Annotated in this window: 9 protein-coding genes; 1 reads left to right on the top strand and 8 read right to left on the bottom strand. The window is 59.8% G+C overall.

What is annotated here, in order from left to right; genetic code table 11:
* Positions 1 to 88 precede the first annotated feature (88 nt).
* Entirely contained in the window at positions 89 to 1,270 is a 1,182-nt protein-coding gene (locus J3R84_RS32530) for an alpha/beta hydrolase (protein ID WP_203529236.1), read from the top strand.
* A gap of 315 nt (positions 1,271 to 1,585) precedes the next feature.
* Here the strand turns inward: J3R84_RS32530 and J3R84_RS32535 are convergent, their stop codons facing one another.
* The 8 genes from J3R84_RS32535 to J3R84_RS32570 form a co-directional block, all read right to left on the bottom strand.
* Positions 1,586 to 2,650 (bottom strand): OmpP1/FadL family transporter, encoded by a 1,065-nt coding sequence (locus J3R84_RS32535; protein WP_203529222.1) that lies wholly within the window; start codon positions 2,648 to 2,650, stop codon positions 1,586 to 1,588.
* Positions 2,651 to 2,845: 195 nt separating this feature from the next.
* Entirely contained in the window at positions 2,846 to 3,802 is a 957-nt protein-coding gene (locus J3R84_RS32540) for a fumarylacetoacetate hydrolase family protein (RefSeq protein WP_203529224.1), read from the bottom strand.
* 77 nt (positions 3,803 to 3,879) lie between these two features.
* Positions 3,880 to 4,557 carry a VOC family protein gene (locus tag J3R84_RS32545; protein WP_203529226.1) on the bottom strand — a complete coding sequence of 226 codons (678 nt, stop codon included), beginning with the start codon at positions 4,555 to 4,557 and terminating at the stop codon, positions 3,880 to 3,882.
* Complete coding sequence (locus J3R84_RS32550; protein ID WP_203529228.1) at positions 4,554 to 4,988, bottom strand: VOC family protein; 435 nt, start codon at positions 4,986 to 4,988, stop codon at positions 4,554 to 4,556. The genes J3R84_RS32545 and J3R84_RS32550 overlap by 4 nt, the downstream gene beginning before the upstream one ends.
* 94 nt (positions 4,989 to 5,082) lie before the next feature.
* The gene (locus tag J3R84_RS32555; RefSeq protein ID WP_203529230.1) at positions 5,083 to 7,011 is read right to left on the bottom strand and encodes an acyl-CoA synthetase; all 1,929 of its coding nucleotides are present in this window, start codon (positions 7,009 to 7,011) and stop codon (positions 5,083 to 5,085) included.
* Between the two features lie 198 nt (positions 7,012 to 7,209).
* A complete protein-coding gene (locus J3R84_RS32560; protein ID WP_225906471.1) occupies positions 7,210 to 7,851 on the bottom strand; it encodes a TetR/AcrR family transcriptional regulator in 642 nt (213 codons plus the stop codon).
* Entirely contained in the window at positions 7,844 to 8,719 is an 876-nt protein-coding gene (locus tag J3R84_RS32565; protein ID WP_203529232.1) for a 4Fe-4S dicluster domain-containing protein, read from the bottom strand. Before J3R84_RS32565 ends, J3R84_RS32560 begins: the two co-directional genes overlap by 8 nt.
* Positions 8,716 to 11,709 carry a molybdopterin-dependent oxidoreductase gene (locus J3R84_RS32570; protein WP_203529234.1) on the bottom strand — a complete coding sequence of 998 codons (2,994 nt, stop codon included), beginning with the start codon at positions 11,707 to 11,709 and terminating at the stop codon, positions 8,716 to 8,718. Before J3R84_RS32570 ends, J3R84_RS32565 begins: the two co-directional genes overlap by 4 nt.
* Positions 11,710 to 12,181 lie beyond the last annotated feature (472 nt).

A 12,181-nucleotide genomic window follows, 5' to 3' on the forward strand; every position in this document is an offset into this window, starting at 1 on the left:
ACGAAACGACGCCCGGGGACCGCAACGGACTGCCCGATCGGAGCGGATCGCTGCAAAATATGCGTTCCCGCGGCGGGCGCTTTCTTCCATGCTGGTGCTATCTATCTTCGCATCCGGCTGCGCAACTCGGGTCGAGAATGTCCTTCAGCCTCCTGAGGTGGCCGCCCGCGACGCCAGCAAGGTGAACATGCTGGTTGCTACGACACGCAAGCCTTCGGAAAGCCGCGGCAAACTCTATACCGGCGAGCGCGGAACGGCGATCTCGCTCAACAGCGTCGCTGTGTCCATTCCTCCGGATCGGAACCGCAAGATCGGCGAGGTGCAGTGGCCCTCCCGTGTGCCCCCGAATCCGGAAAAGGAATTCGCGGTACTCGAGGTCACCAAGGCCGAATCCGAACGTCAGGCGCTGGAGTGGTTTCGCAAGCATCAAAACTCCAAGCGTCAGGTGCTCATCTTTGTACACGGCTTCAACAATACCTATGCCGACGCCGTCTTCCGCCTGGCGCAAATCGTTCATGACTCAGGAACAGATGCGGCGCCAATCCTCTTCACTTGGCCGTCGCGGGGCCGTGCGTTCGACTACCTCTATGACAGGGAGAGCGCCAACTATTCGCGTCGCGCCTTGGAGGATCTGATCCTTCAGGCCGCAAAAAGTCCCGATGTTCAAGACGTCACGATTCTTGCTCATTCCATGGGAGGCTGGCTGGCGGCGGAGGCGTTGCGGGGCGTCGCCATGCGCGAAAAATCAATCCCGGCGAAGGTCAGGAATGTCATTCTGGCGTCGCCGGACATCGACATCGACGTGTTTCGTCGTCAGTTCGTCGAAATGGGACCAAAGCGGCCGCATTTTGCGATTCTGACATCGACACGAGACAAGGCGCTCGAAGTTTCGGGCTGGCTGTCGGGCGGCGTTGACCGGGTCGGAGGCTCCGATCTCAGGCCTTACGTATCTATTCTAGACGAACTCGGTGTCTCAGTCATCGACACGAGCGCTGTGGCGTCGAAAGATCCGCTTGGCCACAATACCTTCGCAGATAGTCCTGACATGGTACGGCTGCTGGGCCGGCGTCTTGCAGGACAATCGCTTTCGGGAGGCGAGGCGACCCTTGCCGATCGTGTAGGGGTGGCTGCCGCTAATTTCGCCGGATCGGCAGCGCGCGTGGCCGTCGCGGCTCCGGTTTCTGTCATCAGCGGCGAGGCTCGCGAAGTGTTGAAACGCGAGCTTACCCCGTCGACCGGCCAGATGGTGGACGGGCAGATCGCGTACTAAGGTCAGAATTGCTTTTGCAGACCACCGCAGGAAGAAGCTCCCGGAAAATGGAGTGGGCATCGTTCGGCGCGGGCCGGCGGCTCCCACTCGGGGGGAATTCAGGTCGGGGTCATGCCGATCGTTCGCAGACGGTCGCATTCTACCATGTCGTGGTTGAAGCCCTCCGTGGGACAGCAGATCGATCCTCCAAATGGGGGCCAAGTAAATGCATTCAACAGCGTCTCATCGTCCACAACGGGCCGCCCGCAACAGCCACAGGGCATCACACGGAAAGATGCATGTTTGCTTCGCTGAACGATGTTCCTGGCAGCGAAGTCAAAACGAATACCCCAATTTGACGGCAGCGCTGACTAGATCGTTGTCTGTAAATTTTCCGAACGAACCCGAAGCATCACCGAACTGGTGGTAACTGATGGCGGTGGTTATTTTCACTCGGTCCTTCGTGTAGATCGCCCCAAGCGTGGCGCCCCACAAGCCGTCGGTTGCGTCGAGCGGCCCTTCAGCAGACACGTCAGTGGACGGCTCGTAAGTGAGAGACGTGAATCCCGCCCATTGTTCACTGAACATCTGCACCACGCCGAGCCTGTAGGTCGTCGTGTCGTTGAAGTGTACGAGCGATCCCAAAGGATAGCCCGGCGGATTGATCGTGTGTTCGCTCCAATCGGCCCAGCGAACCGTCGCGAAGAGCAACGTGGAAAGGCTGATCGGAGCCTGGATATGGACGTTAACCGATTGCGGGGTCTCTACATCCGTCGTCCCTCCATATGCGCCGGAGGTGTCAAAATCGTAGTTAATCGCGGAATTGTAGGTGATTGTGGCCAGGACATGGGCCTCCGGGATTTCGAAGGCGGCCCCGACCACGTAGCCAGCCGCCCAGGTGTCGCCAAAGGTCACGTTGCCAAAACCGGCGGGCACGCCGCCAACGAAAACTGAGATATCGGTGTTGCCCCCCATACGTTGCAGTCTGGGTCCGCCGAAGACACTGAAACGATCTGTGAACTTGTAACGCAGCAAACCTGTAACTGCGATCGACTCGACATTTCCCGACAGGCCGGACAGCGGTCCGCTATCATACTCAAGTGCGCGCCCATAAGGATTGTCTACGATGATTGCTCCTGAGAATTGTTCGTTGATATCGGCCTTGAAGGCGCCATTGAAGAATGGAACCGTGGGCGCAGTATCACCCGAAACAAACGGGGCCCCGACGGCAAGGATCTGCCCGCCCACGTTCGGACTGCCAAAGCCGACCCCGAATTCAACGTAGCGTCCGGTCTCGAAAAGGGCTTCATTCGACTGCCCCAGAAGATCGAATCCTCCTCCCATCGCCGGTGTGATCAAAAGACAGCTGAACAATCCGGTCGACAAATTAATAGCTTTCATGCGGGTCTCCCTCCTCAGAGACGTGTCGCTTTTCCGCAAAGCCTAAGGAAATGCGCATTGCTCACTTTTCCTGCAGCTCCTGCGCGTCACCTGCTGGTCTAGGTTAAGGGACTGGACCAGCAGGTGACCGTCGAGCCCTTCACACCTGATCGGGCTCTGCTGTGGGCGGCGACTTGGGCGTCCTATCCGCCAAAATCACGCGTCCAGAACTCCGAGCAACTGCCTGCCAAAATCGACGGTGTTGTCATCGGTTCGCATTTCGGCGCGCATGATGTCGCCCGGGGTGAGGTAACGGGCGTGCGCGGTCGCTTCCTGGACGATCGCTTCTTTCCGCTCCGAATCCTTGAAGAGCTTGGTCGTCAGGATCTGGGCGAGGGGGGCGCTCGCTTGCAGGATCACTCCGCCCGGCGTCCCTGTTAGGACGAGATCGCCCGCAGACAGGTCCATCAGAGAGGCAATATCGTTGAGGCAGGTTTCCGGGCGAAAGATGAGGTCCCGCGTGTGGGCCGACTGTCGCAGTTCGTCGTTCAGCCAGAGGCGGATCTCAATCCTGTCGAGCAACTCGGCCACCTCTTCCGGTTCTGGAATGACCAGCCAAGGGCCGCAGGGGCAGAAGGTACGGGCGCTTTTGCCACGGAACCACTGTAAGAAAGCTTCGCCGAACATGACGTCGCGAGCTGACACGTCGTTGCACAGGACCAGCCCGCCGATGAAATCGCCGAGGGTCTCTCGGGTTACGTGATCGCCTACACTTAGTGGTCGCTTCAGGACAAGCCCGAGTTCCACTTCATAGTCGAGCATCTGGCATCCGGCCGGCCGGATCACGGGATCGAACGCTCCCGACAGCGATGAGGCGGCCTTCATGAACAGCAGGTTCTTCTGGCGTGGCGCATGCCCCGATTGATCAGCGTGATCTGCATAGTTCAGACCCTGGCAAACGATCTGCGCCGGCGCTGTGACGGGGCTCAGAATGTTTGCGGAGCTGATCGGGAAACGTTGAGCGCCTGTCCGCGTCTTGAGCTCAGCGGGAGGGCGGCGCAGGATGTCGGCGGTCGAGACGAAGGTGCCCTCGATCGGCGCAATCTCTTCTCCGTCCAAAATTCCCCATAGGGGTTCGCTGCCGATTGTAAATCGGGTCACTTTAACTACCATTTCATTTCCTTTTTTGAGGAGGGCCGCTTTGAAATCGGCTCGAATATCCGCTCGCAGCGCTTTTGCTCGGAGCAGCGTTAGCTGCGGTCCTTGCCCTTGAGGTCCCCGTACCGCGCGCGATAGTTCTCGATCGTGTCCATCGCCCCGCAGAATTCGACATTGTGCCAGTCGGGATCGTAGAGATAGCAGGCGACGTTGCCGCCGGTCTCGCCGTCGCCCAGAGGCGGATCGCTGTTGTGGCGGACTGGACCGTAGTTCAACTGGAATCCGTTCGCCTGCTGTTGCTTGGCAAAGGCAAGGACATCTTCCAATTGGTTTCCTTCCACCTCGAGCGCGAAATGGAAGAAGCTCATGCCCGAAGGCACCGTAATCCTGCCGGAGGGATCGTATTCCTCGACGAGCGCGAGGCATTCTTCGTGGTCAGTTGCGCTCATGTAGCAGCAGCGAATGCGCCAGCCTTCCTTGAACGGATGCGGTTCGGGCTCGCAGGTGCGACTGTGGATCATGCCGGAAACTTTCTCGTACCAGGCCCGGCTTCGCGCGATGTCGCGCACATAGATGGAGAGCTGCCCGATGTGAGAAACGAGCGAGGGTCTGAAGACGCCGTAGTCTTCGGTCTTGTTGGAGAACCGCCGCTTCGTCAGCGTTGGCCACAACAGCACCATTTCGCGGAACCATTTCCGCTTCAGGAGGCCAGCGAAGCGTAGCTTGAATGGGGGCAGGACGTTCGGGGGAACTAAAGCGGTGTTGCTCATCTGTTGGACTCCTCAATGATCTCAATCCAGTGCTTGTCTGGGTCCCGGACGCAAAAAGCGCGCGACACAGGGCGCGCGGAGGCGAGCATGCGCCCCTCGCGGATCGATAGGTCCATGTCCCGCGCGCGGCGTCTGACACCGTCGAATGCCTCCGCGTCCTTCACGGCAAGCGAAAAATGCAGCATGGAATTGTTGTCCAGCTTCAGCTTGTGATGCTTCACCAGGCAGATGTCGTGGTGGTGGAAGCCGAACGAGAAGAAGTGCATTTCCTGCTGTGACAAACGCATTGCGGCGCTGCTGTCTGGATGGTTGAGAGCGGAGAACTGGAGGTCGAAAAGCTTGATATAGAAAGCCTTGGAGCGCTCCAGGTCGGTAACGTAGAAGACGTGGTGCTGAAGGTTGGTGACGGGGATCCGAGTTGGAGCGTTCATGACTGGTTTCCTGACTGATGGATTGCCCAAGAGAGTGCTGGCTGCCCCGATCTCGTAACGGGCATGGTTGACGTCCTTTTCTTCTCGCGAACGTTCAGAGGAACTGCGCCCTAAAGGCGTAGCGACCCAGTTTTTCGCGGAGAGGGCCTGGATCGCCCTCGGTTGCAATTCTCGCAAGCAGCCCGAGTCGGGCATCTTGAACGACCGAGAGCGATTCGAGTTTCACGCCAGTCGACGCCGCCTCCTGGCGCACCACATCCTCGATCTCCAGCATCGACAGTGCTGGCTTGAAGATCTTGCCGACGGATGTGACGGGAAGCGCAGACAGAATCCGGACCGATCTGGGATGTGCAGCGCGCTCTGGAATACGGTCGACGGCATGAGTAAGCAGGTCCACCTCCGACGCCGTCGTCGCCGGCTTCAACTGAACGTAGAGGACAGGCAGTTCTCCGGCGCGCTCATCGGGTCTTCCCACCGCTGCGGCCAGTTGTACCGCCGGGTGATCTTGCACTGCATTTTCGATCAGCTTGGGATCGATGTTATGGCCGCCCCGGATAATGAGCTCCTTCTTGCGACCCGTCAGCCAGAAGTATCCGTCCGCATCCTGGCGAGCGAGATCGCCGGTGTTCATCCAGCGCTCGCCGTCGATCTCAAGCCAGAGACCCTTGTTGTGCTCGGCATTGATATAGCCAGCGAAGACGTTCGGCCCGTGGATCGCGAGCACGCCGATCTCTTCCGTCCCGGCCATTCCGGTGAAGCCGCCGGAATCGTCAAGTCTGACCACGGCCATTTTCTGGTAGGGGAGGCGTAGGCCGATTGAGCCGACACGTCGCTCGCCTTCCGGCGGATTGACGCTGGAAACACAGGCACCTTCCGTCAGGCCGTAGGCTTCCAGAATACGGATTCCCGTCGTCTTTTCAAAAGTGCGAAACAGTTCAACGGGCATCGGAGCCGCGCCGCAAAAACCGTAGCCGACGCTCGAAATGTCGCGGTCGTCGACCGGCACCTGCAGCAGTGCCGAATATACAGTCGGAACGCCCGAGAAGGCCACGACCCGATAGTGTTCGATGATCTCCCAGAAGGATGGAATAACTCCCTCTCCGCGATAGCCCTGCGGCGTGCCCATGACGACATGTCCGCCTTGCGACCACGGGATGAGGCCCGTCACCAACTGCCCATTGACGTGGAAGAGCGGCAAGCCGCAAAAGATCGTCTTGCCCGGTGCGAACACACTCCCGACATAGGCTTGGGTGGACCAGGCGTCGAACACTTCCGACACATGGGTGCGCGCGGCGATCTTGGGCAATCCGGTCGTGCCGCCTGTACAGAAGTATGAAGAGGTGTCTGCGGAGCTTGGCATCTCAAAGGTCAACCTATCGCCTCGTTCCGAGGCAATTTCCTGACGCAGGCTGAGAACGGGGATGGAACGACCATCGACCCCCGAGGCATGCGAGCGTACCTCCGTGGCTTTCTGGGCGGTTCCACGGAGATACGGTGCGAAACTGACGGTTAGAATTCCTTGCAAGTCCGGCACATTCGCCGCGGCCTTGATCGCCTTCTGCCAGATGTCGGTTCCCGGAAAGGGGGCCAGAGTGACGAGCCATTTTGCCTTTCCGGCAATGAGGAGCTCTGAGATCTGTCCCGCTTCAAGCAGCGGATTGATCGCGAAGGCGATGCCCGCCGCCTCGCCGCCCCAGATCACGAAATGCGCTTCGGGCAGATTGGGCAGCACGAAGGCGACGACGTCGTCGCGACCTATTCCCAACCGCCGGAGGGCATTGGCTGTCCTCGTGATGTCAGCGAGGAGTTGTGCATGCGTCCAGACGAAGGGCTCACGGAAATCGTCGACGCGCAGAAAAAAGGACAGGGCAGGCTGATCCGGCCCGACAGCCGCGCCGCGCGCAAGCATCTCGTAGGTGCTTGCCGGGAGGTTACGGTCCGACAGCGGGATTTGCTCGAATGCCTCAACATCGGGCAATGCGACAATGGGGCGACCGCCGCCGCCACGGGTTTTTGCGAGCATTGTGATCTTCCTCCCTATAAATTCGCGCCGGCTCAATTGAACGGCGGCGGCAATTAGCGATGCGACGAGCTTCCTCCGGCTCGATCTCGAGTGCCTGGAGCACGAACTCCACCACGTCGGAGCCGCCATCCGGCCAGGTCTTGAGGCCATGCAGCAGAACCGCTGCATCGGGACTGGTGCCGGCAATCATCGCCGGCATTAAGAAGGGCCGTTCCGGAGAGCCTCGACACAGAAAGAAATCAGGTCTTCGGGCGTAATGAGCGGGTGCCTGAGATGGAGATTCTTGATCGCTTTGGGTTCCAAGAGGGACGCAGTTGACGCGCAAAGGCATTCAGCGGCCCGTCGACTGTCCTGTTGTCGAAATTCCTGTGCACGGATGCCCTCTTCGATAAGTTCAGCGACGGCGGCTCTCACGCGTTTTACGTGTACCTCGAAAGCCGGCCAGCGCTCCTCATCGGCGACTGTAAGGAGCTCGAATATCTTTCCCTCATTCCGCATGAGAGCAAAAGAATGCCGATACAGCCCCAGCATGAACTCTCGGAGCGTTTCTGCAGTCGTAAATCTTCCGTAGCCGGGTTGCATGACGGGAAAATTGTTTTGGAGCACCCGCGCAACAAGCTCGTCGTATATCGCCAGCTTGGAAGGGAAGAACCTGTAGACATTTGCTGGCGACATTTTGAGATAGCTGGCGATGTCGCACACGTTCGTTTTGCCGGATCCATAGATCGCGCACAAAGTTTCTGCTGCACTAAGAATGCGGGCAACGTTCGTTCCCCGGCTCTCCTGCCGGCTGGTTCGTCGCTGGGTCATGTCAGAGCAGCAATTACCTCTGTCAAGCATCGGCGGCCCCCCGCGCGTCTGCAGCGCCGGGGCGGGTCAACCTCAGTTCACCCAGATAGACGCTCTCGGATAGGACGCAGTCCCGCCAAAGGCTACCATGGGCATGGGACACTTCGACGCGATACTTGCCTCCATCCCCGACCAGATTGTCGAAGCGAAAGTCGCCGAAGCCGTCGGTGACTGTTTTCGTGAGAACATTGCCTCCCTGGGACAGGGTCACCTCCGCCCCCTCGAGACATTCCAACACTCCGGCGATGTCGGCGCTGACGCTGCCGCCGATGAAGCTTTTCTCCCATCGTTCCAGACCGCGGTACCAGACGCGGGGTTTGGTCCCGAGCTCGGGCTTTTGCACCTTGAGCTCCTCGATGGTCGCCATCCGCTCCATGGCGACGTCATCGAGTTTCACCGCCTCGAAGACTTCCGTCGGACAACTCTGCTGGCAACGAGGCCGCTGCCAGCCCTGGTCGAGCAGATGGGCGTCGAAGATCCAGGTCTGCGGCACCTGCTGCTCCTCGTTCCAGACAATTGCCCGATACGGGCACGAGCCGAGGATGTCCTTGCGGCCTCGAGCCTTGGCTGGATCGATAATAACAATGCCGTCTTCGCGTTTACGAATGGCGTCGCCCGCATATCGCATGCAGGGCGCGTCATCGCAGTGATTGCACATCACCGGTAAATAGGTGGTCTCCACCATAGGCGCACTGCCCTGCGCTCGGCGCAGGATGCGGATCGTGCTCTCACCCACGGCAGCCGCCGGCGCCGAATAGCCCGGAAAGTCGTTGCCAACATGTTCGTCCCGGTCCGCGATGACGCAATTATAGCAGTTCTCGCAGCGGCCGACGTTGATGATCAGGTTCCACTTGCTCAAGACGTCCTCCTACGCCGCGCAGCCATCTTGAAGGCGTGCGCGTTCTGCCACTTCTCGATTTGCACAAGGCAGGAATTGGGAGCCATGCTGCTGGTTCCGCGTGTTTGAGATCGGTCCGAGGTAAGGATGTTCAGGCAGCCGCCGATCTCGATAGTCTCCCCGGCAAGTTCGATAAGCTGGAACTCGGCGCTGGCCTCATAGGACTTGACGACGCCTGGAGCCACCAGGGGCGAAATGTCGGCGGCGCAGATCACGGCGCCGCGGTCGTTGAAGATTTTCACCAGGTCACGATGGCCAATGCTCCGGGCGGTGGCATCAGCCGGGTTGAGACGCAGCAACCAGAAGCGATGGCCAGCAATCAGGGCACGATGGTCCTCCACCTGATTGACCGCGCTGTTCTTGCCGTCCATGCTGGTGTGGAAGCTATAGCGGCTATGCGTGGCGATCATCTGGAGCGGATAGCGCTCCGTCAACTCTGCGGTGCGCAGCCCTTCCCAGGAGGGAATGTAGCGATTGACCGGCGGCCGGTCCGGATTGTCTGCCGTGTTCCGCTTAAGGATCTCGGGTACGAATTCCAGTTTGCCGCTTGGCGTCTGCAGGCCCGTGCCGAACTCTTCGGCATACTGGGACGGCATCGGAAAGGGTTCCGGCAGATCCTTGCGCCTTCCCTCCGCGAACCAGCGCATGTCGACGGGTTGGCGCAGCTCCGGCTTTTCGGGCGGCACGACGTAGTAGCCTTTGCGACAGAATTGCTTCCAGGAAACTTCGCCGGGTAGATCTGACGAATCGAACACCCGCTTGACCCAGTTGAGTTCACTGCAGCCTTCGGTGAAGACAGCGCCCAGGCCCAACTTGGTCAGGATGGCGGTGAATATGTCGTAGTCGGACTTCGACTCACCCAAAGGCTCGATGCACTTATGCTGAAGGGTGATGAGGCGATGATTGACGACGTTGACGCCGTGATGGGCATAGCCTCCGGAATTTGCCCACTCGCCGATGTCCCAGCGCTCCAGTGAAGTGCAGGCCGGCAGGATGATATCGGCGAACTGGGCCTCGCCCTCCATCCAGATGGACTGGTTCACCACGAACTCGATGCTCTCGTGCCGATAAGCGTCCACCCAGCGCCCCGATCGAGTTACGGTGCTCAGGGACGATCCGCCGTAGCGGTAGATCATGTGAATTGGCGAGTAGCCCGGCATGGGATAGCTGAAAGGCGCAAACTGGGCCTCCTGGGCCATTCCGTCCCAGAGATAGCCGGTGGCGTGGCCGTTGATGATCGCGTCGGGCAGTTGCTGGCGCGGCACCATCTGCTTGACCGGATTCATCGTCAGGATGTGCGGCATGCGCTGATAATTGTTGACGGCGTTGCCGGTCCACGCCAGGTCGCCGGATATCCCGCCATCTGCATAGCCCGGGAAATAGAAATGCAGGTCGTGCGGGACCCCGATCTGGAGACCGCCGAAATTGATGCCCGGCTTGCCCCAGCCCTGCATGGCCATGATCATGATCATACAGCGAGCCCACTGGGCTCCGGTCGCGCCGCGGCCCGCACCGCCGAAACCCGTGCCGGTCATTCCGACAGCTAGATAGACTTTCTTGCCGCCCCACTTGCGGGCCAGGGCGCGCACGTCCCTGGCAGGGATGCCGGTCTCGGCTTCCTGCCATTCGGGTGTCTTGGGGACGCCATCGGTTTCGCCCAGCAGGTACGCCTTCCATTCGTCGAAGCCGGTGGTGCGGGTCGCGACATACTCCTCGTCATAAAGGCCTTCCGTGACCCAGACATACATGATCGCCTGGGCCAGAGCCGCGTCGGTCTGTGGCCGTACGGGAAACCAGCGTCCGCCCAGCAACTGGGCTGTCGGATTGCAATGCGGGTCGATATGCACGAACTCGATGCCGAGTTCCTTGGCCCAAAGACGACGCGTGGTGCCCTCAAATCCCGCATAGGCTCCATTGGTGCTTTCGGGATCGCAGGACCAGAAGACGATCATCTCGGCTTCCTTGAGGCAATCTTCCACTCCGCCATAGCCCGCAGGCACGCCGACACGCATTGAATTGCCGAAATGGTGCATCGCGCCCCAGTACCAGCCCTCCCAGCTGTCCGGATTGGCGGCAACCCGGGTGAAGCCGATCAGGTTTGCGAACCGCGTCAGCGAACTCAGGTAGTAGCCCACGTTTCCCCACTGATGATGGGACGACATGGGGAAGGTGATCGAGCCAGGCCCGTGGACGCGCTTCTGCCGGTTGATCTCCTTGGCGACGATGTCCAGCGCCTCGTCCCAACTGATCCGTACGTAGTCGGATTTGCCGCGGTTCTGGGGATTTCGTTCGCCATTGGGATCGAAATCCACCCGCTTCATCGGGTAGAGGATACGCTTGTCCGAATAAACCAGGGATTTCATGGTCAGCGCGTGCGGTGCCACCAGGGCGCGGCGGGGTGGACTGAACTTGCGGCCACGGGCTTCGATTACCCAGGTGGACGGGTCCGTGGCGTCGAACTCGATGGGCGTGACCCGCAGGATCCTGCCGTCCTTGACGTAAACGAACAGGGGCCCACCATTGGTGCAGGTGGTATAGCGGCGGCTGCCGTCGGGCATCGGCGTCCCCATGGCCAGGCCGGCGGTCTCGCTCATATTGAGGGTCTGCGTGAACCAGACCACAAGTTCGTCCGGTCCGGCCGTAACCACCTTGAAATTCTTGGCCGCGTGGATGACCTCGCCCTGATCGCGATTGGGGAGCAGCAGTTTCAGGGCAGTCGCCACATCCTTGAACGCCATGCTCACTTCGGCCTGGGCAGCGCTACCCGAACGGGAGCGGAACTTACCGCCTCGGATTTCCACGATGCGGCCGATACTGCCGTCCTGGAGTCCGACCCACGCGACGACGTTGCGCTGCTTCAGCCGTTCAGCAAACGCAGGAACGCGGGACGCCGTGTGGTTGAGCACTTTGGGCAGGGCAACAAGGATGGTCCTGAAAACCTGCCGGTTCATTGTAGATCTTATGGCTAACATCTCGCGGTGCTCCGCGAGTCGAAATGTTCGATTTCGACGCCGTAGGAAAACGCCCTGATCGCGACGTCACGCGAGGCTTGCGGCATAGTTCTCCTCCAGACCATTCCTCTACATTGACCATATAATCATAATGACGAGATAGTCAATTCGAAAATCGGAGTTCGGATGGAATTGGAGAGCGAGGGGCCGGGAGGGAAGCTTCGGGGATGAGGCTTGCGGGGTAGTTACCGACGGTGTCCGTGTTTCGGGGAGGAAAAACCGGTCAGCCATAGCCTTTGAGGAAACCGGCGCCGGCTGGAGCGCATTGCACTTGGAGGTGACTGATTGGAGGACTGCACGAATATCGCCAACCTGCGAGTCAACGGTACGCGCGATAGCGTGTGCCCGGCCGCGTGCTCTGGCTATGCGGGCCACGCGGGTGGGACGCTATTGCTTCGATCTTCAGGATAGG

It is taken from the genome of Ensifer canadensis, from assembly GCF_017488845.2.
Taxonomy (GTDB): Bacteria; Pseudomonadota; Alphaproteobacteria; order Rhizobiales; family Rhizobiaceae; genus Ensifer; species Ensifer canadensis.